The sequence below is a fragment of the Sutcliffiella tianshenii genome (genome assembly GCF_016908565.1).
Lineage (GTDB): Bacteria > Bacillota > Bacilli > Bacillales > Bacillaceae_I > Sutcliffiella_A > Sutcliffiella_A tianshenii.
The window spans coordinates 713,614-738,941 of record NZ_JAFBED010000001.1 but is presented as its reverse complement, the minus strand read 5'-3'; the positions used below and the strand labels follow the sequence as shown (position 1 = coordinate 738,941).

General features: G+C 41.9%; 20 protein-coding genes and 1 pseudogene. 12 read left to right on the top strand and 9 right to left on the bottom strand.

What is annotated here, in order from left to right:
- Positions 1-46 precede the first annotated feature (46 nt).
- Positions 47-757 carry a nitroreductase family protein gene (locus JOC95_RS03295; RefSeq protein ID WP_204413312.1) on the top strand — a complete coding sequence of 237 codons (711 nt, stop codon included), beginning with the start codon at positions 47-49 and terminating at the stop codon, positions 755-757.
- A gap of 164 nt (positions 758-921) precedes the next feature.
- The gene (locus tag JOC95_RS03290; RefSeq protein ID WP_204413311.1) at positions 922-1,560 is read left to right on the top strand and encodes a hypothetical protein; all 639 of its coding nucleotides are present in this window, start codon (positions 922-924) and stop codon (positions 1,558-1,560) included.
- 95 nt (positions 1,561-1,655) lie between these two features.
- Here the strand turns inward: JOC95_RS03290 and JOC95_RS03285 are convergent, their stop codons facing one another.
- Positions 1,656-4,973 carry a trifunctional glycoside hydrolase family 18/polysaccharide deacetylase/glycosyltransferase family 2 protein gene (locus JOC95_RS03285; protein ID WP_239582696.1) on the bottom strand — a complete coding sequence of 1,106 codons (3,318 nt, stop codon included), beginning with the start codon at positions 4,971-4,973 and terminating at the stop codon, positions 1,656-1,658.
- Positions 4,974-5,637: 664 nt separating this feature from the next.
- Here JOC95_RS03285 and JOC95_RS03280 point away from each other — a divergent pair.
- The 3 genes and pseudogenes from JOC95_RS03280 (at position 5,638) to JOC95_RS21670 (ending at position 7,001) form a co-directional block, all read left to right on the top strand.
- Positions 5,638-6,084 carry a DUF4385 domain-containing protein gene (locus JOC95_RS03280; protein ID WP_204413309.1) on the top strand — a complete coding sequence of 149 codons (447 nt, stop codon included), beginning with the start codon at positions 5,638-5,640 and terminating at the stop codon, positions 6,082-6,084.
- An 86-nt stretch (positions 6,085-6,170) separates the two neighbouring features.
- Positions 6,171-6,560 (top strand): annotated as a pseudogene (locus tag JOC95_RS21675) (PAS domain-containing protein); the annotation flags it as partial.
- 27 nt (positions 6,561-6,587) lie between these two features.
- On the top strand, positions 6,588-7,001 hold the full coding sequence (locus JOC95_RS21670) for a methyl-accepting chemotaxis protein (protein WP_419096218.1): 414 nt from the start codon (positions 6,588-6,590) through the stop codon (positions 6,999-7,001).
- A gap of 59 nt (positions 7,002-7,060) precedes the next feature.
- Here JOC95_RS21670 and JOC95_RS03270 read toward each other — a convergent pair whose 3' ends face one another.
- A complete protein-coding gene (locus JOC95_RS03270) occupies positions 7,061-8,092 on the bottom strand; it encodes an alpha/beta fold hydrolase (protein ID WP_204413307.1) in 1,032 nt (343 codons plus the stop codon).
- Positions 8,093-8,483: 391 nt separating this feature from the next.
- On the opposite strand from JOC95_RS03270, the gene JOC95_RS03265 reads away from it, so the two are divergent.
- Positions 8,484-9,995 carry a malate:quinone oxidoreductase gene (locus JOC95_RS03265; protein WP_204413306.1) on the top strand — a complete coding sequence of 504 codons (1,512 nt, stop codon included), beginning with the start codon at positions 8,484-8,486 and terminating at the stop codon, positions 9,993-9,995.
- A 500-nt stretch (positions 9,996-10,495) separates the two neighbouring features.
- On the opposite strand, the gene JOC95_RS03260 is transcribed toward JOC95_RS03265, so the two are convergent.
- Entirely contained in the window at positions 10,496-11,401 is a 906-nt protein-coding gene (locus JOC95_RS03260; protein ID WP_204413305.1) for a nuclease-related domain-containing protein, read from the bottom strand.
- 246 nt (positions 11,402-11,647) lie between these two features.
- Here JOC95_RS03260 and JOC95_RS03255 point away from each other — a divergent pair, with 246 nt between their 5' ends.
- The 4 genes from JOC95_RS03255 (at position 11,648) to JOC95_RS03240 (ending at position 16,359) form a co-directional block, all read left to right on the top strand.
- Positions 11,648-12,514 (top strand): DegV family protein, encoded by an 867-nt coding sequence (locus JOC95_RS03255; protein WP_204413303.1) that lies wholly within the window; start codon positions 11,648-11,650, stop codon positions 12,512-12,514.
- Between the two features lie 134 nt (positions 12,515-12,648).
- Complete coding sequence (locus JOC95_RS03250) at positions 12,649-13,776, top strand: GerAB/ArcD/ProY family transporter (protein WP_204413301.1); 1,128 nt, start codon at positions 12,649-12,651, stop codon at positions 13,774-13,776.
- Positions 13,742-15,199 carry a spore germination protein gene (locus JOC95_RS03245; RefSeq protein ID WP_204413299.1) on the top strand — a complete coding sequence of 486 codons (1,458 nt, stop codon included), beginning with the start codon at positions 13,742-13,744 and terminating at the stop codon, positions 15,197-15,199. Before JOC95_RS03250 ends, JOC95_RS03245 begins: the two co-directional genes overlap by 35 nt.
- Positions 15,196-16,359, top strand: coding sequence for a Ger(x)C family spore germination protein (locus tag JOC95_RS03240; RefSeq protein WP_204413297.1), 1,164 nt, complete (start codon positions 15,196-15,198; stop codon positions 16,357-16,359). The genes JOC95_RS03245 and JOC95_RS03240 overlap by 4 nt, the downstream gene beginning before the upstream one ends.
- Before the next feature lie 91 nt (positions 16,360-16,450).
- Here JOC95_RS03240 and JOC95_RS03235 read toward each other — a convergent pair whose 3' ends face one another.
- Positions 16,451-17,233 carry a CPBP family intramembrane glutamic endopeptidase gene (locus JOC95_RS03235; protein ID WP_204413288.1) on the bottom strand — a complete coding sequence of 261 codons (783 nt, stop codon included), beginning with the start codon at positions 17,231-17,233 and terminating at the stop codon, positions 16,451-16,453.
- Between the two features lie 186 nt (positions 17,234-17,419).
- On the opposite strand from JOC95_RS03235, the gene JOC95_RS03230 reads away from it, so the two are divergent.
- Entirely contained in the window at positions 17,420-18,631 is a 1,212-nt protein-coding gene (locus tag JOC95_RS03230; protein ID WP_204413286.1) for a sensor histidine kinase, read from the top strand.
- Positions 18,606-19,262: a response regulator transcription factor gene (locus JOC95_RS03225; RefSeq protein WP_204413284.1), complete on the top strand. Its 657-nt coding sequence runs from the start codon at positions 18,606-18,608 to the stop codon at positions 19,260-19,262. The genes JOC95_RS03230 and JOC95_RS03225 overlap by 26 nt, the downstream gene beginning before the upstream one ends.
- A 69-nt stretch (positions 19,263-19,331) precedes the next feature.
- Here the strand turns inward: JOC95_RS03225 and JOC95_RS03220 are convergent, their stop codons facing one another.
- From JOC95_RS03220 to JOC95_RS03200, 5 genes are all read right to left on the bottom strand, one after another.
- A complete protein-coding gene (locus JOC95_RS03220) occupies positions 19,332-21,329 on the bottom strand; it encodes a TRAP transporter permease (protein ID WP_204413283.1) in 1,998 nt (665 codons plus the stop codon).
- Positions 21,322-21,858, bottom strand: coding sequence for a DUF1850 domain-containing protein (locus JOC95_RS03215; RefSeq protein WP_204413282.1), 537 nt, complete (start codon positions 21,856-21,858; stop codon positions 21,322-21,324). Before JOC95_RS03215 ends, JOC95_RS03220 begins: the two co-directional genes overlap by 8 nt.
- A gap of 280 nt (positions 21,859-22,138) precedes the next feature.
- Entirely contained in the window at positions 22,139-23,125 is a 987-nt protein-coding gene (locus tag JOC95_RS03210) for a TAXI family TRAP transporter solute-binding subunit (RefSeq protein WP_204413281.1), read from the bottom strand.
- A gap of 203 nt (positions 23,126-23,328) precedes the next feature.
- Positions 23,329-24,762: a PH domain-containing protein gene (locus JOC95_RS03205; RefSeq protein WP_204413280.1), complete on the bottom strand. Its 1,434-nt coding sequence runs from the start codon at positions 24,760-24,762 to the stop codon at positions 23,329-23,331.
- Positions 24,759-25,277, bottom strand: coding sequence for a PH domain-containing protein (locus JOC95_RS03200; RefSeq protein WP_204413274.1), 519 nt, complete (start codon positions 25,275-25,277; stop codon positions 24,759-24,761). Before JOC95_RS03200 ends, JOC95_RS03205 begins: the two co-directional genes overlap by 4 nt.
- Positions 25,278-25,328: the final 51 nt, after the last annotated feature.

Below are 25,328 nucleotides of genomic sequence, written 5' to 3'. Positions count from 1 at the left end.
CAACCTATACTGTTCTTGTAGAAAATACAGTTAAAGGGGAATGAATATGTCTAAAAAAACAATGAGCAAAGAAGAATACTTAAATAAAGTAAAAGAAATAGATACAACAAAAGAAGCGCCAAAACAATTAGAGGACACAGATTTTCTGACAGTCGCGAAAGAACGCCGTTCAGTAAGACAATATGATCCTGAATTTAAAATGGATAAAAGTGAAGTCTTAGAGATTCTTGAAGCAGCTACGTTAGCACCATCATCTAGCAACCTTCAACCATGGAGATTTCTAGTTATTGAAGATCAAAAGGAAAAAGAGCGCTTGTTGCCAATCGCCAATAATCAGCAACAAATTGTAGATGCTTCCGTGGTCATCGCAGTCCTTGGTGACAGAGATGGATACAAGAATGCCGATCGTATTTATAGTGCAATCGCTGAAAAGGGAAGAATGCCAGAAGACGTAAAAGACATGTATGTTAATAGCATTTTGGATGGTTACGGATCTTTTTCTAAAGAACGCTTAGCGAAAATTGCTCACATTGACGGGGGACTTGTCTCCATGCAATTAATGCTTGCAGCTAAAGCAAAAGGCTATGATACCGTTCCAATGGGTGGATACGATGAAACAAAATTCATAAAAGAATTCAATGTACCGGAAAACTACGAAGCTATCATGTTAATCTCCCTAGGCAAAGGCGCGAAAGCAGGTTTTGAAAAAACTCGCCTTCCGCTTGATGAGTTAATAAATTGGAACCGATTTGAATAAAAAGGAAGGGTCGAGGGGACAGGCACCTCGACCCTATCAATATTTAAAGCACAATGACAAGAAAATAGATTCTATTTGTAAATAAGTTCCTTGCTACCCCCATATTATATTTTTGCTCGTTCGTATTCTATTAGTATGAATACATAGAACACGAGGGGATCAATATGAAAAAACTATCCAGAGGAGCATTTTCCATGGTGCTAGCGGGTGCTGTTACGTTTTCGGTCACTAATGCCCTATTAGTCGAACACATAGCAGGGGATCATGCTTTAAACATATTCGGCAAGGATTTAAAAGCGGATGTAATCAGTGAATTAAAAGAGAAAAATCAAACCCAGGCTACGAATGGGGAAGTCGGACAAAACAATCAAAAGCCTTCCGATACTACTGCTGCGCCCCAAACGGCATCGAAAAATGATGATGTGGCCGTAGCAGATACTCAAAAGGAAAACCCCACTAATGAAGTTGAGGCAAATCCTACTAAAAAGAATGTAAGCACTTCTGATGCAACTGTGACAAGTACGAATGCACCAACCAAGACACCAGCTGCAACGACTGAACCGCGAGTAACGGGTGAACCGCCAGTAACGACTACACCACCTGTAAAAACTGCACAGCCAGTGACAGCAAAGCCAGCCGAACCGGCTAAACCGGTTCAAACGACTATACCGAAGACGACGGGAAATAGTACAAATAATGCAGCCACCACGATAACCAACAATGGTCAGGACGTTTCACAAGCTGCAAAAGAAAAGGCTGAGACTCGTCAGGAGAATAAAGAAAACAATGGAAAGAAAATGTAATCTTTCCAAATGGATCACCAACTTAAGGTGATCTTTTTTTATGAACCAATAGATAAAGGTCTTCCCTAAATTGGGAAGACCTTTGCGAAGATTCTTTATTTAGTTTCCTCCACATTCACAATAGAGGTTTCTTTCGTAACATTTCCTTTTCTTTTTAGTTTATTCCACCCAACGGTTACTCCCCTCGCTGCAGAAAGAATAGATTTTATGACCACATACGCCATAAGCTGCTTGTACAAGATTCGTTGCAGAAACAATGATGTCAGTGGTTTAGGACTTTCTTTCTCCAGTCTGAACGCATATAGAGCAGTAAAGAAATCCATCAAGTAAAAAAGAACAAACCCGATGGCTGCCTTTTCAGCGTGAGGGGTGAAAAGAGCCATGATGAATAATATATCTGCAATAGGCGAGATCGTTTGATAAAAATATTGGAAAAGCCACATGTTAGGAAGGGCGATATATCCCAATGAGTTATGATTCTTATCGAACAAAGCCCCACGGTGTTTCCATAAGCATTGTAACGTACCATAAACCCATCGATAACGCTGTTTTGCCAGACTTTTAATATCTTCTGGCACTTCTGTGAAGGCATAAGCCTTTTCTTCAAATTCAATCTTTTTCCCATTGCGTAAAAGAGTAAGGGTGATATCGGTATCTTCTGCCAATGTATCTTCCTGAAAATATCCTGCTTCTTCGACCGCTTTCTTTCTCCACGCACCGATCGCACCAGGTACAACCGTAATGCAATTGAGAGTTGCAAAAGCCCTTCTTTCTAGGTTGAAGCCTGTCACATATTCAATATGCTGCCAGTTAGTAAGGAGGTTCCCCTTATTGCCGACTTTGACATTGCCTGAAACAGCGGCAACATTTTCATTTTTAAAATGGTTCACAAGCAAGGAGATGGCATTTTCAGCTATTAGTGTATCAGCATCAAGAGCAACCACGATTTCCCCTTTGGCTTCTTTAAAGCCGAGATTAACAGCGGAAGATTTTCCACCATTCCTTTTCTTGATCAACCTGACATGAGGATGATTTGAATAAGCTTCTTGAACCCTAGCGGCGGTATCATCCTTTGATCCATCGTCTATAATCAGTATCTCAAAAGCAGGGTATACGCTTGATAGAATGGAATTCACTGTTTTGCATATTACTTTTTCCTCGTTATATGCAGCAATAACAACACTGACAAAAGGTGAAAAGTCAGGGTCTATCTCGGTCTCTTTAGTCCTTTTCACCTGTTTTCTAGAAAGGAAAACTAATAGGATCAGCCGCAAGATTCCTAAAAGGATGGCTGAATAAAAAAGGAAGGTCAATCCAAAATTCCAGCCTTGCATAACCTTAAATACAGCCTGGACATAGACCAGATAAGGGCTGTCCGGGTCAGCGGGGGGCATCATTTCCCTATCACTTTTCCCAATTAGCTCACCAATGGTGGTAAATGTGTATCCTTTACCTTCTAGCACTTCAATGAGGGTCGGCAGGGCTTCCACTGTGATGGCGCGGTCACCGCCGGCATCGTGTAGCAAAATCACATTTCCTTTTCCTGCGTTCAGCTGATCCAATATACGATTCACAAGTTCCTTGCTGGATATTTTTTGCCAATCACCAGAGTCAATGGATTCACGGGCCAAGGTATAGCCCATATCCTGGGTCACCATTATTGGCAACTGCTCTTTTCTTGAACCTAGTACCGTATCCGCTATATATGGTGGCCGAAAAAGAGTCATCGAATGCCCTGTTATGCCCTGAACTAAACGCTGAGTTGCATTTAGTTCCATTCTTAACCGAGATGGTGTGATGGATGTAATATCAGGATGAGTAAATGTATGATTACCGATTTCATGGCCTTCATCATGCATCCTCTTTACTAGCTGAGGATGCATCATCGCATTCCTTCCTACAATAAAAAAGGTGCCTTTCACGTCATACTTGTCCAGAATGTCCAATATTTCTGATGTATATGCTGGATCTGGACCGTCATCAAAGGAAAGGACGACTTCTTTGTTGTCGGATTTTCCGTAACGGGTCACCTCGATTGGTTGTGGAAATTTGTCATAGGATTCATTTACGATCATCCCATTTGAATCAAATTCAAACGTTCTTTTTCCTTTTTGAGGTTGGTAAGTGATCTTTAAAACATCCCCTGCTCCTGTATGGAGATCTGGAGAAAGAATATCAATGGTGCCAAGGGAATTAGACGGATTAAGGATTTCCTTTGGTTTATTCAAGTAACTCCAGATAGAGGGATCTTCTGAACCGAGGCGCCAAAGCGCTATTCCCCTTGATCCGCTATCGGTCGCGAGATTCATTTGATTATATAATGTAGCAGCATCCAAAAACCAAACAGTATGTTCTTTCCCATTTCGTTTGTATCGTAAATAAGGATTGCCAGCTTCCTTACTCCAATTGATTTTAAGGTCCGTATCCCTGCCTAATTTCATGATATCCCTAAATGTCATCTCTGTTGCTGGCTCATTCGAGTTTTCTTCCCAGTCGTATCCGTAAGTCCCTAAGCCGGCAATTAATTTTTCAGAAGGAATATCGGGTTGATTCAAGTTTTCCTTGACCCAATCTGTTTGGGCCACAGGGCCGGACGGGCTCATAGTGTAATGCTGGTCGTAGAGCATGACGATAACACGGTCAGCGCTTTTTGCCAAGGAAGCATAATCATAGCTTTTGTCATTCGGCGGCACGTCCAATGTGACCATAAGCCCATGCTCGTGGAATGCTTTATAGACCTTATCCATGAATTGGGTGAAACGTTCTTTATCCTTTGGATCGATTTCTTCAAAGTCAATATTAATGCCGTCGAAACCGTTTTTTTTGACATATGCCAGCATATCTTTGATGAAACGCTCTTCAGCACCGGGAGTAGTGAATAATCGGTGCAGCACATTGCCATCCCATTTATTGTTTATAAAATTATTCACTAATGGCAGGATCTTAATATTATCTTTCTTTGCCTCTCTAGCAATTAAGTGGTCAGTGTCGGATTTCAGGGTTAGGTCAGGCGTGATTTGCAGCCACTCAGGCACCAGTGTTGTAATGGAATCTTTATTTTTTTTGAAAGAAGCTTTGCTGTTTTCGTCCCAATTGACGTAAAATCCATACACCTCTTGTTCTTTCGTAATCTTTTCTTTATTTAATTGAACAGTATTTTCAGTTGAATTTGATTTTTGTATTTTTGAAGCAAGCTCTTCTTCACTAAAAGGCTCATTGATTGGCTCGATTTCGCTTTGTACTGCGCTTTCATTCAATTGCAACTCAGGAAAAATTGGATTAGTATGTAGACTTTTTATAAAAAAAGTCGATATTACTACAATCAATATAATGAATCCAACGCTCATGCGCATAATGATAGACCAGCGCCTTTTGGCAGGATCAAGAAAAACGGATTCCTGATTTCTCTCCATAGTCTTCAATCCCAAGTTGTAAAACCAGTGGAAGAAAAAATAGCAGATTAGTCCAACCAATCCCCCGAAAACACCAGCTACAAGGGATTGGGAAGTTAATATTTTATTTTTCAGCATAGAAACCAACCAGTGATCTTCCAATGAACCAAAATCCGTGGAAGGTAAATCGGATATATTTGGAATAAAAACCGTAATCAACGTTCCAAGGAATAGGGCGATGATATTAAGACGGAACAAGAGTGAAAAAGCAAGCAATAATGGAATTCTAAAACTATCTAAAGGTAGAAATGCCAGAAAAAAACCAAGTGTACTCGCTACCGCCCCGGCATTCCCAGTGACAGGTGCAAACAATGATCTGACAATCCACCTAAAAACTCGATTCACTAAGACTCCTCCTCATGGATGTAGTGTCATAATTTATAAATCTATTTTTATAGAGTTTTTTTTAGGTAATAAAACTAATAGGGATTTTCAAGTACTAGCGGTTAATATCTTTCGTCAAAAAGTGACTAACAAAATAAGTTTAGATAAGCATACGAAGATTCTGGGGGTAGGTTGAAAAGTTTTGTGACCTTAATTAAATAAGAGTGATCTTCAAGGGGAATATTTATTTGCATACTAAAAGGCAACCAAGGGTAAACCTCAAATAAAAAGGGTGACAGCCATGGCTTTCGACTATGATTTGGACTTTGAGAAGATAGATTTTCGTAAGAATCCTGAACTGTATAGAGTTGGCAGGGGAGAACAGGGTGTCTTGCTGGTGGAACCTTATAAAAGTGAAATCCTGCAGCATTGGCGCTTTAAGAACCCGGAAATTGCCGAGGAGTCGTCCGAAAAAATCTATCAGATGTTCCTTGATTATAAGGACGAAGAAGATTTTGTCGGAATGGACATGGCAAGAAAATTCCTGCAGATGGGATATACACGATCCCGCCGTTATACAAACTATAAGGGCGGGAAGAAATATGACGAGAACGGCAAGGTAAACGAAAGGCAGATTGATCCTGTGAAGGCTGAATCAGCGGCCATCTTTATGGAAAAGTGGAAGCTTGCCCGAGAGGATAAGGATTATCTTAAGCGGAAAAAAGATCATCAGAAGAAATATGGGTAAAAGGATGATAATTTTCAATTCTTGTAAAAAGTTGTAAACTCCTCTATCCTAAAAAAGAAAGTATTTTTTTGTAGAGGGGTCCGTTAATGTTAAGTAGCACAATAAATCCTAATGTGAGTACGCAAATACTAGAGGAAATATCGGTTTTATCAGCTCTTGAAAGAAATCTGGCAATGATAGAGTTCAACTTGAATAAAGAAGTGATCTGGATGAATGATAATTTTGCAAAGGCAATGGGGTATTCCGCCTACGAAATGGAAGGCATGTCTCATAAGCAATTCTGTACTTCGGAGTATAAAGGGAGTAGAGCGTACGAAGAGTTATGGATGAACCTTGGCAAAGGGGTCAAATTTCAAGAAAAGATCGAGAGAGTTGGGAAACATGGGAATATCCTCTGGCTGGAAGCAACCTATATTCCTATATTGAATGATGAAGGAAAAGTGGAAGCTGTACTCAAAATAGCTACTGACATAACAGATCGGGAAAATAATGCTTTAAAAATAATGTCCCAATTAAAGGAAATGCCGGTTGAACTCGTGAACATCGTAGTCGATAACTCCAAAGAAAAAATGGAAGCGCTACATGCATTAAATAAACAAACCGACTTGATAAGTGAGGTCTCTAAACTTATTAAAAATATATCCACGCAAACTAATATACTGGCATTGAATGCCGCCATTGAAGCAGCCCGTGCAGGTGAACATGGGAGAGGATTCAGTGTGGTGGCAGATGAAGTCCGTAAATTGGCTGCAAATGTGGCGCAATCGATCAACCAAGTGAACGAAAATGTAGGTAACATAAGGCAGGAAACAGAGCGAGTCAATAATATAACCAACATTTTACAAGAAATGATTATAGATTCTGAGTCTAAATTTAAAACCATCTTAACGGAACTTGAGAATCTCAATAAGAACTGAGTAAAACGTGAAAGGCCCTACAAATACTTTGAAGGGCCTTTTCTTCGTAGTGACATAAGTTACAGCGACAATTCCTTGGCCCTTAATTTTTCAATCAAGATGCCTTCAATGGCTTTCGTATCGATGGGATGAAAAAGATGGGATGAGTTTGGAAGCAGGACACACTCTGCAAGCTGATTATTTGGGAGGCCTTTTAAGAATTCTTCCAATAAACCAAAAGGGACATGAACATCTTTTTCCCCGTGAATGAATGTGGTGGGTACTTTTAGTCCTTTAACTTCTTTTAAGAGATTGATAGTAGGGATATTCTTGATAAAATCATCCGTATAGATTAATTTAAATCCTCTATAAAAGGTATTCACCAGATCGGTAAAGGAATAATCCTCTGAAAAATACATGCCCAAAGAAATCTTCAAAAGCCCTGGATGCTTGATCTGATCATCAGAATAAATCATCGAACTGTATTTCATCTGATATTTCCTAATAACCGCCCATTGCTTGTAACTATCAATATAAGGAGGTTCCCCTACTGCTTTTAGCTCCTTTAAAGCCTTATTGTCATTTCTTTTCTCCGCTTCATTCTTCGCCCATTCATAACAGGATTTATCGTTTTCAGTCCAACTTATTATTTGAGAAAAACCGGTATAAGAATGGAATTTTTCTGGATGTCTATTAACTAAATACATGCCGATTAACGTCCCATATGAATGAGCCGCTATATGTATCTTTTCTTTACCAAATTCTTTTCTAACATAATCTACTACTTCGATTGCATCCTGTAGGAATTGCTCGAAATTCATCGTTTCTTGGGAAATATTTTTCTGGTACGATTTTCCGGTCCCTCTTTGATCCCAAAAAACCACCGTATAGTGCTTCACCAGTTCTCTTGTATTCGTCACAATGGTGTAATCCTTTCCCCTAGAAGATACACCAGGCAAAGGCATGGAGGGACCACCGTGTATAAATAACAAAACAGGATTGGAAATGTCATATGATTGAATCAAAACGGTTTGATCCATATTGCCGATACGTATGCTTCTAACTTCATCCACTCCTGTTTCTGGGATGACAAAATCTCGTTTTTTAAACATATCAAGCCTCCTTGTATCCGGAAAAACAACGAAAAATTGGGATGTTATTGTAAATAATATATATTATACCATTATTTGTTTTATCAAAATTCCAATCTTATTATATTTTCTGGACAAGTAACATGGTGAATTTGGAGTCAATCTCTTGTTTTCAGCCATGAAAATTAGTGGAAATAGATGCAATAGTTGTGGAGAGAACAGGACTTCTCTTTTTTCTAGATCGAATTTAGTTTATAATAGTCAGATAATAGTAGATATTTCTAATCTATAAAAAAATGTGATAGATACGATATAATAGTAGTTGGATGGAATGGTTTTGTTTCTTAGGTGGCGCCTTGCTTTTAGCGGGCGTGCATGCTCTTTTATAAATATAGGGGATGTGGATGTAATAATGAGCAACGTACAGAATAAAACAGACGTGATCTTGATCGGCGCCGGAGTGATGAGCGCGACTTTGGGTGCACTACTGAAGGAACTAGCACCTGATTGGAAAATAAAAGTGTTCGAGAAGCTTGCGAGGGCAGGTGAGGAAAGCTCGAACGAGTGGAATAATGCAGGCACGGGACATGCTGCGTTGTGTGAGCTTAACTATACTTCAGTTAAGGCGGATGGCTCTATTGATATCAGTAAAGCAGTCAAGGTGAATGAACAGTTTCAGCTTTCGAGGCAGTACTGGTCCTATCTTGTGAAAAATAAAGTGATTCGGAAACCTCAGGACTTCATTATGCCGATTCCTCATATCAGCTTTGTAGAAGGGGAAGAAAATGTAACGTTTTTGAAAAAACGTATGCAAGCGCTATCAAGCAACCCTTTGTTTCATGGAATGGAATATTCCGATGACCTTACAAAACTGAAGGAATGGATGCCGCTGATGATGGAAGGCCGTACAGCGAAGGATCCGATTGCGGCAACAAAAATCGATTCCGGGACAGATGTCAACTTCGGTGCGTTGACACGCATGCTGTTTGATCATTTGAAAAAAAGAGATGTCGAGATCAACTATGAGCATAGTGTAAAGGACCTTAAACGGACTGTCGACGGCTCTTGGGAAGTGAAAGTGCAGGATATCAAGAGCGGTAAAACCGAATCTCATATAGCAAAGTTTGTATTTATCGGCGGTGGAGGCGGAAGTCTGCACCTGCTGCAAAAAACCGGTATCCCAGAGTCCAAGCAAATTGGAGGATTCCCGGTGAGCGGCCTGTTTTTGGTGTGCAACAATCCGGAAGTCGTGGAGAAGCATCATGCAAAGGTATACGGAAAGGCAAAGGTTGGGGCTCCCCCGATGTCTGTTCCGCATCTAGATACCAGGTATATCGACAACAAGAAAACCTTGCTGTTCGGGCCATTTGCCGGCTTTTCACCTAAGTTCCTGAAAACAGGCTCCAACTTGGACTTGATCGGATCGGTCAAACCGAATAATGTGATGACGATGCTTGCAGCGGGCTTTAAAGAGATGGCATTGACCAAATACTTGATCCAGCAAGTATTGTTGTCTAATGAAAAGCGCATGGAAGAGCTGCGCGAATTCATTCCAAACGCAAAGAGCGAGGATTGGAGCATCGTGGTGGCGGGTCAGCGTGTCCAGGTCATCAAAGACACGGAGGCAGGAAAAGGAACGCTTCAATTCGGCACCGAAGTGGTCAGTGCCTCGGATGGTTCGGTCGCTGCATTGCTCGGCGCATCACCTGGTGCTTCCACTGCCGTCCATGTCATGCTTGAAGTATTGGAAAAATGCTTCCCACAACATATGTTTGAATGGGAAGCCAAAATAAAAGAAATGGTCCCATCATTTGGGGTGTCATTAGTGGAAAACCCAGAGCTTTTCCATGAACTTCACCGCTCAACTGCGGAGACGCTTGGTCTCGGTATAGAAAGTGGCAAGAAAGCTACCGTCAGTAGTTAGGCAAATAATAAATATAACATGTCAATGGACCTTCAAACCCTATGTGGATTGGAGGTTCTTTTGCGTAGGTAGGATTAGAGATGAGTTTAAAAGCCGATTCACGCTAAGCGGTATTCAAAGGTACTAGAGAGATCGAAAGAAGAGGTCGGTCTGTGGGAAGCGGTCTTCATCGGTGTGATGAAGACCGGAAGAAGAGGGTAGTCGGTGAAAACCGGTCATCAAAGGTTGGATGAAGACCAAAAGGATTAGCCGTTTGGCAGGAAGAGGTCTTCAACGATGTGATGAAGACCGGAAGAAGAAGGTAGTCCGTGAAAAGCGGTCATCAAAGGTTGGATGAAGACCAAAATGAGAAGCCATTTGACAGGAAGTGGTCTTCATCGGTGTGATGAAGACCGAAAGAAGAAGGTAGTCGGTGAAAACCGGTCATCAAAGGTTGGATGAAGACCGAAAGAAGACGCCGACCAGCAGTAACCTGTTTTCATTTCAAAAAGAGATAATCGTTATTCATAAAAAGTCCACTGATGAACACCAGAAGCTTTATAATTCTTTTCGAGAACATTTCTTATTCTTCTTTTCGGTAATGCAGTTCCACACCACTCATAAATTGCATTGGTTGTCAGTTTAGAGTCGGGAAAAAGAAGCTTAAAATCTTTTACACTATTAATTACGGAGGACGCAACCATTTGTTCATGTCCGCAATAATTACATTTGCATCTTCTTCCAACTAATAACATATTGAAAGTAACACACTTTTCACAAACGATCCCCTTTCTTAACGATTTGTACTCATAATCGGGAATATTATTATATGGGGAGTCTGTAAGATGCAGAGATACTAATTTTTCTGCCAATATCTTATGTTTAGTATTAATCTTTGAAGTAGTGGAACCCAAGTTTTTCAGATGTTTATTTATCTGGGTTGGAAAGATAAAAGGTTTATTTTGAGGTGCTTGATATAAGGTGAATTCGGGGTTGATAAAGACTACATTTGACTGGATAGGCATTTGAAAGCCGATTGCTTGAAGCATTTGCTTAAGTAATAGAGTACTTTTATTTAGTTGATTTAGTGGATTATTTACTTCCTTCTTATTTTTCATGTAAAGGCGGTCGGATTCATAATAGAAATCGCCTTCAAAGTTCTTTATTTCTGATAAGTTTATGATTTCTGGAGTAATGATTAATGAATCTATTTGGAAAAGAGAATTATTTATTTTTAATAGGAGATCATTTAATACGAGCCAGTTTCCCTGAAGGTTTTCTACTAATTTATCAAAAAGTAATTCACCTTCATAACCTTTCCTCAAGGTAGATAACTGAATGAGGTCTTGTTCTGACAAGGACATTCTTGAATTCAATACGTTCATCACTTGGAGTTCTTTAGGTTCTGTACGTTCTTTATAAGGCATAATACACTTCCCTTCTAAGTTTGCGTTTAGAATACCACTAACATGATATTTACATCAAATAGCTAAAATGGAATTTTAAAAGAAAAAATCTATAAAAAAGGTAGTTTTAATCTGAATTACTGTTTGGTTAGTTTACATAACAACAGGGGTCTGGCCCCCTGAAAGTATTTCCATTTCCAAAGACACGATAGTTTATTGGGGCGGTTTGGGGTAAGATTGAAGCAGAACGACTTTTGGAGGATATGAATGATTAAGATAATGGCGGATTCGACTTGTGATCTATCAAATGAGGTGCTGGAGCTGTACGATATTAGTCTGGCTTCATTGACGATTAATATTGAGGGGAAAGTTTATAAGGATAGAGTAGATTTAGAACCTGATGAATATTACGGTATGTTGGAAGCGCTATCGGAGCACCCGACAACGGGGATGCCAAGTCCTATGGAGTATTTGGGCATCATTAACGAGGCGATTGAAGCTGGTTACAGGGAAATACTATGTATCTGTATGTCTAGTGGGACCAGTGGTGCCTATCAGTCCGGAGTGTTGGCCAAGGATTATTTCTATGAGGAAAATCCAGGCTCCCCCATCAAGATTCATGTAGTGGACTCAAAATGCATGAGCCATGGAAGCGGATGGCTGATCATGAAAAGTGCCTTGATGAGGGAACGGGGAGCTTCATTTGAAGAAATCGTGGAATTTATAGAAAAGTATAAAGTGAATGTAAAACATTTTCTATCCGTCGATGACTTAAATCACCTGATAAAAAGTGGCCGAATCACCAATACTACGGCCTTTCTGGGAAAGATCCTGAACCTTAAGCCAATCATGAGCATGAAGCAGGGAAAAGGGGCGATCGTCGGAAAGGAAAGAGGCCAGAAAAGGGTCCTGAGGCATTATGTACAGGAATTTATGAACAGATATGACAGGGACATCACGGAATTTGTCATCATAGGCTACACATCCGATATCAGCATTGCAGAGGAATTGAAAGCAAAGATGGAACAGGATACAGATTTCACAGGGGACATCCACATCATGCAGATGGGAGTTTCCGTGGGCACACATGTTGGCTTGGGTGCCATTTCTATGTTTTTTGTGGAAAAGAGATAGTTAGAGAAAAAGGGACCCATTCGAAATAAGCAATCAGGAGAAACATTATTTCCCTCTGATTGCTTATTTTTTTACATATAATATAGAATCCCAGGTAAGGATAAAAGGTAAATCTATACAATTTGGAGATGCCTATGCAAAGCTTAACGAAAATCCTGATTCCTAGACAGCTTTTTATGCTGCTTATTTTATCCACGGGGCTGCTTAATCACGTCATTCTCATCCCAAATCTGCTTACGTCCTCTGGCAGGGACAGCTGGTTAAGTGTCATTTTGTGCTATCCGATAGCCTTATTCTTTTTATGGCTGATCTACTACATTGTGAAAAATTGTCCGGATGAGGGTTTTTTCAGCATGGTCCGGAACCGGTTTAGCAAGGTTTTCTCCACCATTCTATCACTTCCAGTTATTCTTTATTTATTTTGCAGCTCTTATGTTACCTTCAAAGATCTTGTAATATGGCTGAATGCCTATTTTCTCGCGGATGCATCTGTGTTGATGATCAATATCATGCTTATAATTGTCTGTTGCACGGTCACATGGGCCGGTATAAAAACCATGGCCATATCGAGTGGCTTCCTTCTGCCACTTGTCATGCTCTTCGGTATATTCATAGCCATTACAAACACCAGCCTGAAGGATCCGCAACTTCTGTTTCCTTTACTTGCAGATGGCTATGAGCCTGTCATAAAAGGGGGAATCTATACGCTATCAGGCTTGCTTGAAATATATCTTGTTATACTTCTGCAGCCCTTCTCCCAGGCACCGATCAAGTTCGGTCAACTGATTCTGCTTCTGACCATATTGATAGGCTTGATTCTCGGTCCTCTTACCGCCGCCATTATGGAATTCGGACCAACGGAAGCAATTACCTTCCGCTATCCTGCCTATGAACAGTGGCGTGTCCTGAAAATTGGGGAATACATCTCCCATCTCGATTTTTTTGCTTTATATCAATGGCTGAGTGGGGCTGTCATCCGTATAGGCTTGTTCATGTATTTGCTTGGGACCTTTTTGACGAAGAAAAAAAACCATTACAGGCTGAATGCCAAGCTTGTCATTAGCATCTATCTACTGTTATTTACCGCAATCATGATCAATGTGGAAACCTATTACTTTACACAAGCAATTTATCATTACTTTTTACCAGCATGCATGGCATTCTTTTTAATCCAGATACTAATATCAGCGTTACTCATATTAGTAATCAAAAAAAAGGATGAAAAACATGGCAATGACACCAGAATCAACTCCACAGTGTGAGGAAAATGTGGTAGAGAAAGCAACAGGGCTGAAGGGGAAATTCTCGAAAAGTCAGGATCTGGTCTGCAAGGAGCATGAAACAGATACCGGAAGCTTTGAACTCATTTATCTGGAAACCTTGATTGATAGCAATTTTATGAATCAATCTATCATACCGAAGCTTGGAGAGGCACATGAAGGAACGACAAAGAAGAATATTAAGTCACTATTTCAGGCAGAGGATGTTACTTGCAAGACGATAGACGAGTTATCCCAGCTGCTTTTTGAAGGCAAAGTGCTGTTTCTTATAGAAGAAAGGCTTCTAAGCATTCAAGCAGGGGATTTCCCTAAGCGCCAGCCGGAGGAATCGGCACTAGAAACTTCCATCAGAGGTCCCAAGGATGGTTTTGTAGAGGATATTAGAACGAATATCTCCTTGATCAGAAGAAGGCTTAATACGCCTTCCCTTTGCCTTGAGAAATTTACAATCGGAAAAAGAAGCAATACAAAAGTTGCCCTCATGTACCTGGATGATGTGATCGACCAAAGAGTCCTGGATGAAATTCGTAAAAGATTGAATCAGGTGAATTTGGACCTTTTGACCAGTATTTATGAACTGGAATCAACCATACGGGATACACCTTATTCCGTCTTTCCAACGATGGATTTTACAGGTAGGCCAGACTTTATCGTACAGGTTATGAACCAGGGAAGATTTGCTCTTCTGGTCGATGGAAACCCGACTGTCTCTTATGCGCCGGCCAATTTGCTGTTACAGACCAAATCTCCGGAAGATCTGTATATCAATTATGCCTATGTGTCATTGGAGAGAATCATCCGAATGATCGGGATTATGGTATCCGGTTTTTTGCCGAGCATCTGGATTGCTTTCTCCGCCTTTAATATTGAGCAGATTCCCTATCTCCTTGTAGCGACCATCTCTGTCTCCAGATTTGGGCTGCCCTTGTCCGCACCGATAGAAATGTTTATCATCCTTTTTCTTTTTGAACTGTTTAATGAGGCAGGAGTCCGCCTGCCTCGGGCAATCGGCCAGACCGTTGCCGTTCTCGGAGGCTTGATAGTGGGGGATGCTGCAATCAGGGCAGGCCTGACTTCGCCGACTATGCTGGTCGTCGCGGCCATAACCTATATTTCCTCCTTCACCTTGGTGAATCAATCGTTAAGTTCTGCCATCACCATCATAAGATTCGGAGCTATAATACTTAGTACGTTCCTAGGGTTGTTCGGCGTAGTATTAGGCTTTATTTTAACAGTGTTCTATTTTTCTACCCTCACTTCCTTTGGCACGCCATATTTCGGTTCTTTGGCTCCTATCAGTTTGAAAGAGATCATCAAGTCATTCCTGAGGGCGCCGACACAATTCTATAAATCACGAACGACCTCCACAAGTCCGGATGATCCCACAAGGGGGGATCATTCATGATGGGCAAGGTGAAATTACTCTTTCTAAGCTGTATCATCCTGCTTTCAGGATGTTCAGGGATAAAGAATATCCAGGATCTTACCTATATTGTGGCAATTGGTCTGGATTATGATGAAGAAAATAAAGAATATCTCGTATATCTCCAAGGGTTAAATTTTGCCAATGTGGCGAAGCAGGAGGGAGCGAAATCGGTGGAGCCAATACCGATTTATATCGCGACTGCAAGGGGGGAAACACTGAATATGGCAGTCAGCAAGCTTTATGGTAAATCCGAACCGCCACTATATTTCGGACATGTAAATACGTTGTTGTTAACCAATCGTCTCATTCAGAGCAAGTCCAACGAAATACTGGAGGAAGTCGGAAGAAACCGTTCCTTGCGACCGACCATGAAAATATTTACGACAGAAGAGAAGATCGAGGATGTTTTTAATGTAACAGCTCTTTTCAACTATCCTGCCATTTACACGGTACTTTTTAAAGAAAAGGTAGGACAGATGGCAGAGAATGAATTAAAGGCTATTACCATGATGGATTTCCTGAGGGACTATTATGAACCGATGGGAACTGCAAAAATTCCTTCTGTAAAAATTGATGAAGGCAGTTGGAAGGCCGATCAGAACTATCCTGTATTGTATCTGAATGGTCTTTCCGTCTTTCAGCACCAGGAGTATAGAAGAGAAATACCTTCAGAACATGCCGTCACAATTAATTGGATGACGGAAAAGGGGATATCTTTGAATCAGAGGGTGGAAAAGGAGGGAGAGCTGGTAGCTGCGGTCAAGCTTGGGGAGCCGAAGATGAAAATCAAGTATGATAAAACAGCAAAAAATCCAAAGTTTTCAATAGAAGTTTCTGTCAGTGCGGATCTGCTGGAAAAACTGCAGGAGGATCTAACATTGAATACTTTACAAAAACAGATAGAAGAAGATATAAAAGCTAAAATCGAAGCAATCTACTCGGAAGGGGTGGAAAATAAACTTGATATCCTGAATGCAGGAGAAAAATGGTTCAGAGAACATCCTAAGGCCTTTCAAAAACTAAAAGAAAATCGTAATTTTTACCTAAATCAAGAATCTCTCACAGAGGTTAAAGTCAAAGTGCAAATATTACATTTCAACAGTTATAAATTCAAACGCAGTTTAGACGGGGAATTATAAGGGAAACGGGGAAAGGTACTAAATCCCTATATGAAATCAGTTAAGTAAAAAAATGCCAAAAGGACAAACCTCATCGATTTGTCCTTTTCTCTTATCTATGAATAATAATCGGATCAGCAAAATTTGCTTTTTCATCATTAGTGCCTTCTCGTTTTAAGATAATGATCGAGTAAAAGAAGAAAGCGACATTCAGCAAAAGGAACATTGTAAGGATCGGCAAGGAAAACCCTTCACTGTGTACGCCGTATGCGCCTACTGCAGCATATTCAATCGCATCGAGAATAAAGTGGAAGGCGATGGCTGGGAGTAAGCTTTTATTGGCAATGGTCATAGCGGTTAGAGCCATGCCGCCAAAAAACACCCAAGCGAACTGGAACAGTGCATAGGTGATATCTCCTCCTACAAAAATGTTACCAAGATGTGCAGCGCCAAACAGCAGGGATGGGACGATTATGGCTACAGCTCTACCGAATGGCAAGATGGCACGCAGAAGGATGCCGCGGAAAAGTATTTCTTCATTTATCGCTACACCGACAGCTGCAATTAGAAGAAACGGCAGATGCCCCCATGTTGAATTAAATCCCAAAACAAAGGTAAGGGACATAGGAATAACAAGTACTGGAAGCCAGGCATACCAATCTTTTGCTGAGGCAGGCAAGGTCAATCCTATTTCTTTATCAATCTTCACCCATTTTACAGCAAGAATCGTACACGTTGCATAAATGAGCATGACCACCCAGCCTAAGTCCTTCTCAATCGTCAGATCCGGGTTAAAGTATTGGATCCCCCCAATTGCAAGCATTCCTAGAATGCCTCTTCCTACAAGTACCACCAGAAACAGAATCAAACTATGCTTATAGAAAAAACTTTTCATGTTAAATTCTCCTTTATATTTTCAATTTGTATCTTCATTATGTGACAGAACAGGTCATACCCAAAAGTGAACTTCGTCATAAAGGCAGTCATATGACTTTTTATGACTAACCCATCTTCTGAAAAGGAAAGTGGAGTCTGATGTGGAATATATTAGAAGTTGAATATTACGCTTGAAGGAGTCATTATGCTGCCAATTCATAAAGAAACACATTGGGTATACAAAACAGCACAAATCACCAGAATCGGGTGGTTTATTTTTCACTTTTTCATACTGGTATTTTTGCTTTTGGAAACAACTTATTTCTGGCTTTTATTGCCGTTATTCTTTGCGTCCTTCCTTATCCCGCAATGGTCAGGGCATCAACAGGAAAGTCTTGGGGTCAGGCACTACCCTTTACTTGAACTGATATTCAGCGGTGTGTTTTTAATCGTGGGCTGTTATCTATTAGGGGAATACTCATCTTTCCTTGCTTATCCGGCCCTATGCGCAGCAATCTATAGCAAGCCTGGAAAAGAGAGAAAGTTCCTCTGGCTAGGGTTTTCAGTTGTGCCATTCCTTGCTGTATTGGCCATCGGCATAGAGCATCTGGGCCTGGGTGTCATCGATGGATTTTTCTTCTTTGGGATTGGTATTGCAGTAGCGAAGGTTTTGGAGGCTGAAAAGAAAACGAAGTTATTGTTGGAGGAGAATCGCAGACAAAATCAGTTGTTGGAGGAATATGCAAAGCAGGTTGAAAAAGTAACGTTATTGGAAGAGCGGAACAGATTGGCGAAAGATCTTCATGATACGATAGGGCATACGTATACGTCTGTCATTATGGGACTGGACGCTGCCTCCTACCTGCTGGAAGCTTCTCCTGATAAAGCAAAGGATCAAGTAGAACGGCTAAGCAAGGTGATGAGGGAGTCACTTAACGAAATCAGAAGTCATATACATAAAATCTCCCCATATGAGAATAGGGAAGAGGCCACAGAGCAGCTGCAAAGAATCGCAAGGGAATTTTCCTTACATACAAGTACAGAAGTGGAATTCCATGTGTCAGGTTCACCAGAAAAGGGATTATCCTCGCAGGGCAAACTTACTTTTGTTCGCTGTCTACAGGAAGCACTGACAAATGCTGTCCGGCATGGTCAGGCAAAGAAGGTCCTGATTACGTTGAAGGAGGAAAACCTGAATATCGTGCTAGAGGTGAAAGATAATGGACGCGGTAACCGGAATATCCTACAGGGCTATGGAATAAAGGGCATGAAGGACCGTCTCGAATCGTTGCAGGGTGGAATCCATTTAGAGTCGGATGAAAATGAAGGTACCAAGATTACCTGCTATATACCTGTAATTTTGGGCCGGTTAAGAGGGGAAGTGGAAGAGGATGATAAAAGTGCTGATTGTGGATGACCAGGAGCTCATCCGTGAAAGTCTGTCTATCGTATTGGGAGGGGAAGCCGACTTTGAAATTGTCGGGGTGGCAGAGCATGGAGAAAAGGGGCTTCATTCGGTGGAGCGACTTGACCCTGATATAGTGTTGATGGATATCCATATGCCTGTAATGGATGGAGTGCAAGCAACTGGGGAAATAAAAAAGCGATTTCCTAGTGTGAAGGTGATGATTCTTACCACCTTTGAGGAACTGACTTATGTGAGAGAGGCACTTGCGGCAGGAGCGGAAGGCTACCTGCTAAAAGCAATCCATCCTAAAGATCTTGCCTCTGGTATCAGGCTCGTCCATCACGGCGGAACTTTAATTACACAGGAAATTGCCAAACAGTTGATTTCCGAGTGGGTGAAACCGCATGAATCTATTAAAGAGGAAAAGAATCAGAAAAATAGCTTCAGGCTGACGGAAAGGGAGATAGAAATTCTCCAGCTGCTATCCAACGGCTTTTCTAACAAGGAAATGGCCCGCAAGCTTTACCTGACAGAAGGAACCGTAAAAAACTACATCTCGAACATCTACTCCAAGCTCGATGTCACAGGTAGGCATAAAGCGGTGTATAAAGCCAAGGAAGAAGGGATCATAGGGCCTTAATGGGAGATATTAAAAAGGGGCCTGACCCTCAACGCTTTAAAGCGTTGAGGGTCAGGCCCCTAAATTATTTTATGCTTCTGCTCTTTTTCCTACATTGCCTTTATCCCTTTTCCAGAATATCTGCAGTGCCAGCATGATGGCGAATGCAGTGAAGCCGATGATGTCGGTATTGGATTCCGGATAGATAAGTAGTAGTCCTGTCAGGACGGTCAGGATTCTTTCAATCCAGTGCAGCTTGCGGTACCAGAAGCCTATGAGGCCGGCACCGATGGAGATCATACCGACGATCGAAGTGACAAGGATCCATGAGACTTCAAGGATGGTTGTATCGATCATCAGCAGTTGCGGCTGGAATACGAACATATAAGGAATGATGAATGCCGCGATGGCGAGCTTTGATGCATTGATTCCGGTTTTGATTGGATCTCCTTTTGAAATCCCCGTTGCAGCAAAAGCGGCCAAGGCAACAGGAGGGGTGATATCCGCTACGATCCCGAAATAGAATACAAACATGTGAGCAGCAAGGATCGGAATTGCCACTTCAAGCTGATCATTCAATGCGATGATCGCTGGTAAAGCGATCGTTGATGTAATGATGTAGTTGGCTGTAGTCGGTGATCCCATACCAAGAATGATGGAAGCGATCATCGTGAAGAACAATGTGAGCAATAGCTGGATGTTTGGCGTGGATGCAAGCGATCCTGCCAAATCAACCAGCGTGTTCCCCATCTTCAAGCCAAGTCCGGTCTTCGTTACAACACCTACGATGATACCTGCACAGGCTGTTGCAGCAGCAACCCCGAGTGCAGTTCGTGCCCCTGTCGTAAGGGCAAGCAGGAACTTTTCAAAAGTGATCCGCGTATCTTTGCGGAATAAGCTTACAACGATGGTACTTAAAATACCGATCAATGCCGTTCTTTCGATACTGAATCCTTGGAAAAGCAAAACGACGATAACGATAATCGGGATTAATAAATGGATTTTCTTTAGCACGACACTCTTTTTCGGAATTTCTTCTTTTGGCAATCCCAACAAACCATTTTTCTTCGCTTCCAGATGCGTCATGATCCAGATACCGGAGAAATAAAGGATGGCAGGAATGGTTGCTGCCTTAGCAATATCCCAATAAGCGACACCAGCAAACTCAATCATCAAGAAGGCAGCTGCACCCATGATAGGGGGCATGATCTGACCTCCCGTGGAGGCGGCTGCTTCTACAGCCCCGGCAAAGTTTCGGTGATAGCCGAGCCTTTTCATCAGCGGGATGGTATAAGATCCAGTTGTAACAGTATTTGCAACGGAGCTACCGGAAATGGTACCTTGCAGGGCGCTGGAGAAAATGGCAACCTTTGCAGGTCCGCCTGTCCGTTTTCCTGCGATGGCAATGGCAAGGTCATTGAAGTAATTTCCGACACCCGTCTGTACCAAAAATGCCCCAAATAATAGAAACAGGAAGATATAAGTCGAGGATACCTGTAGTGGTGTCCCTAAAATACCTTCTGTTGTAAAGAACATCGATTGAATCAGTTGTTCCATGCTGAGTCCTCTATGAATCAGAATTCCCGGCATGTACGGACCAAACAATGCATACACCATGAACACCCCGGCAATGATGGTGATCGGTAGTCCGACGGCCCTTCTTGTCGCTTCAAGTACAAGAAGTATGGCAAGTCCGCCAATGACGGTCTGTTGAGTGTTGATTCCGCCGATCTGTTGAACCAATGTATCATAGAATACAGGCCAGTAACCGCACACAACAATGGTCAAACCTATAAGAATATAATCATACCAATCGACCTTCGTTTTCTTTAACCCTTTTCTAGCGGGAAACAGGAGGAAGATGATAGTCAACGCAAAGCCCAGATGGACGGTACGTTGAATATAGGCGGTGAACTGCCCGAATATCCCCGTATATAGCTGGAACAGGGAGAAGGCCAGCAGCATGACGAAGAGTACTTTAGCGGTATAGCCCGTAAGATCGCGGGTATTGGCCTCTGCATCATACTTTTTTAAGAGCTTTTCCTGCTCTTCTGCTGTCATCTCTAATTTGTCCTTTGTATCACTCATGAATTTTCATTCCTTTCAAATACTGCCATAATGTCAGCTTTTCTACTTTTACTTTATACCAGTCCCCTGGGATGAAGTACTCATTGAACCAAATCATTTTTTCTCCATCATTACCCCAGGCAAGACGGTTTTTGGAGACTGTTTTTCCATTCCTTATATTCAGGGAAGGGAAGACATTGCTCATATTCTTGATGTGGTATTTTCCATCTTCATACACAAACTCCTCCCCTTCCCCTGCATTGGAAGGCATCCCGATCCCGAATTCTTCATACACAATCTCTGTTTGGACAATCTGGAGATCGTCCATCACCCGGTATTTTTCCACAACATCTGTCAGATGGATGGAGTGGGTGAAGATGAGTTGGAAGGTGTCCTCTTCCTCAATGGGAAGGAATGCTTGGATTTCTTCAGTATTTTCAACGTGAAATACCAGCGCTGTGCGGAGAGGGAATAAAAAAAGAAACAATATGAGAACTGCTGTAAACGAGGAAATAATAAGTACTATTGATTTTTTTGAGAGAAGTTTCATGGTAAAAACCACCTAATTCATGTTAACAAATAGGCTCTTTTCGTAAAGTTTGTTGCTTATGTCCGTAAAAAATCGGTTTTTGGATTTTTTACAGCATTTATCCCCGTATTATTCAAAAGAAAAAATCTATTACACGGGAAAAGAGCACGAATGCAAATAATATTACGTACTTACGTTGAATACGTCAAAAGCAACACTGTATGCGAAAACAGCCAACAATAAAGAAGGACCGACAGCAAAGTGAAATTGACAGTCGGCCGTTCCTTCATTCTTTTGTAGATCAGTCTAGTAATCCTTTTTCCTTGAAGTACTTCTCAGCACCAGGGTGGAAGTCGATTCCGATTCCGTCTGTTGCTGTCTCAAGTGTGATCAGTTTCCCTTTAGCGTGTGCAAGGCTTCCGGAATTTTCATAGATCGCCTTTGTAATGTCATATACAAGATCCTCAGAAAGGCTGTCAGTAACAGCTAGCATCGCAAGTACTGCAACTGTAGTTACTTCACTTTCAAGACCGTATGTGCCTGCAGGGATCGTATCTGCTGCATAGTAAGGGTATTTTTCAATCAAAGCATCGATTTTGTCCTGTGCAACTGGCACAATCACGACATCAGCAGAAGCTGACAATCCTTCAACCGCTCCTGTTGGAGTACCGGAAGTGATGAAAGCCGCGTCGATGTTGCCATCCTGGATTCCTCCAGTAGATTCACCGAAGTCAAGGTTTTGTGCATCAATATCATCCATAGTCATGCCGTGGATTTCAAGGATCTGTTCCGCATTCATGTAAGTACCGGAACCAGGAGCACCTACAGATACTTTCTTACCTTTAAGGTCTTCCACACTTTTAATGCCTGACTTTGGAGTTGTAACGATTTGTACTGTTTCTGGATATAAAGAACCGATAGCCATTACATTATCAATCGCTTTTCCTTCAAAAGCACCTTTACCTTCAATTGCATTCGCAATTACATCAGTTTGTACAAATGCAAGGTCCGCTTCGCCTTTTGCCAGCGCAGCTGCGTTATCAGCAGATGCATTGGAAGAAAGTGCGTCAGTTTGAATTCCTGTTTCGTCTGTAATGATTTTAGCCATTTCGCCGCCAAGTGGATAGTATGTACCAGATGTTCCACCGGTCAGCATGCTCATTAGTTTTGGATCCTTTTTATCACCTGTGGATTCCCCGTCGTTTCCATTTCCATTTCCACAAGCCGCCAAAAATAACGAAAGTACTAGAAACATAGCCATGATTAGTAAACTACTTTTCTTCTTCATCGAACTCCCCCTAATATTAAAGTTACATATCTTATTTTACAGTTATTACAGCCTGTTTTCAAATCATTTGATATATAACAGGAGTGTAAATGTAAAATTTACTCAATTATGGGGATGCAACTCCAAAAAAGTTTCACGTGAAACAAAAAGACGGTGCCTGACCCTCAACGCTTTAAAGCGTTGAGGGTCAGGCACCGTTATGGTCAACTTCTATGATACCAGCGATAAAATTCGCTGGCTTGATCTTTGGAAAGTCCGTACAGTTCGCTGGTGTGCATCGGTTTGGCCCTGTTGATGAAGCTGAGGGAGGCGACGCCGAATTTGCGTTGGATCCAGGAGTGCCGGACGGTGATCTGCTGGATCTGGGATCGTCTGGTGACGAACGTTTCGTTGGTGATGCCGCCCCTGCGGACCTGTACGGTGTCGCCATGACGGATATAACTTGTAAAATAGTAATCCAATACTCTAGAAATAACCGATAGGAAGAAGATGATTGCAGCGGCCCAGATCCACTCCCTTTTAAAGAAGAACAGGCCAGCTGCAGTCAAAATCGTCAAATAGTAGGGCAGCACCAGCTTCAGCCAGAGAACCTTCAGAGGGAATCGACTCATATTCTCCTCAATGGGATAGTCAGGCAGAAGGGTATGCAGGAGCTCGTAGGCTTCATGCTTCGGCATAAAGGGATAGAGGGAGCTTGAATCCTTTTCCTCGCCCTCTGCAGAACCGACCGTGATCAATTTGATGGAAGCAAGGCCAAGCAGCCTTTTCAAGATGGACTGTTCCACGACAATTGCCTGCACCTTATGCTTTTGGATGGAAAAGCTTGAGGAGCTGCCTACCCCTTTTTCGATATATATACGTTCCGCGTCATCACTAATTTCATAGTTTCCATATTTGATGACCGTTTTGAAGAAGCCGATCGCTACAGAAAGTGCCATGGCGATGACAAATAGAATGATGAGCATCCACCAGTGCCCGATCAGGTACTCCGCTGCATTACCGGCAGAATCCTCGATGTCAAAGAAATCTGCAAGATTGAAATAGACTGCCGAAAGCAAAGGGAAGATGGCCAAAAAGCTCAGCGAAGTAAAAGATGCCTTAAAGAGATCTTTTCTTGTGGATCGAAAATGAACGGTCCGCCCCTTCTGTTCAAGATTCTCTCCGTTTTCTGCCACCTGAGCAGAACCCTTTTCTTCCAACAGGGACAAGATCCGGTCCTTCTCCAGGTTTGTGATGACAGGGAATGTGATGGCTGCATCATCACCGCTCGTTCCCGTCTCCAGGGTGAGGGAGGTAAGGTTGAACCACCTATGCACAAAAGTGGTATTGGAATGGTGATTTTGGATGCGTTCAATTGCAACGGTCCGTTGTTTTTTTACGAGTATTCCTTCCTTCACAACAATGGAGGATGCTTGCAATTCATAGCGGTGCATGAACCATTTCATAAATACGGAAAAGATCGTCAGGATGGCAGCCGCGATGAATAGATAGCGGCCCCAGACAATCCAGCCTGAGGTCGAATTCGCCTTAAGGATAAAGAGGAAGACTATGGCGAAGACGGAATTTTTCAGTGCTGTTATCAGTTCCACTGCAATCCAGGCAGGATGATATCGCTTCACATCATGTGCGTCATTCATTCATTTACCCCTCCATCCACATCTAGCGTATCCTTGATTTTGGCATAGGTTGCAATCTGGGATTTCAGCTCCAGGGCCACCTCATTTGGAATCGCAGGAAGGGTGTGGTTGGATGTGGTGGTGCCGATGACGATATTGTATAATCCGAATTTCCTCAGGATGGGACCTTGCTCGGTTCGGACGTATTCCACTTTCTCCATCGGGATCAGCGTATGATTTTCATTCCACATCCCATTTTTTAGTTGCACAAACTCCTCATCGATTTTATAACGCCAATAGCGCTGCGTAAGGGTCGGTTCGATGAGGATGGAATAGAGGGCAGAGAAGCTCAAAAATCCACCAATGAAGTAGAGCGTTATCTCCACCCAGCGGTACCAGTCGAAACTATCTGCACAAAATATAAGAATCGCTGTAATAAGCAAAGCAACGGCATGTCCGATTGTATTGCTGATCCGCCATACCGTGATGGCGTTCGTCGAAATCTTTTCTGTTGGTTCATCAATATGTATGTACATGTATTTTCCACCTTTCATACTACATTACGTATATCGGCAGAAATTGGTTTC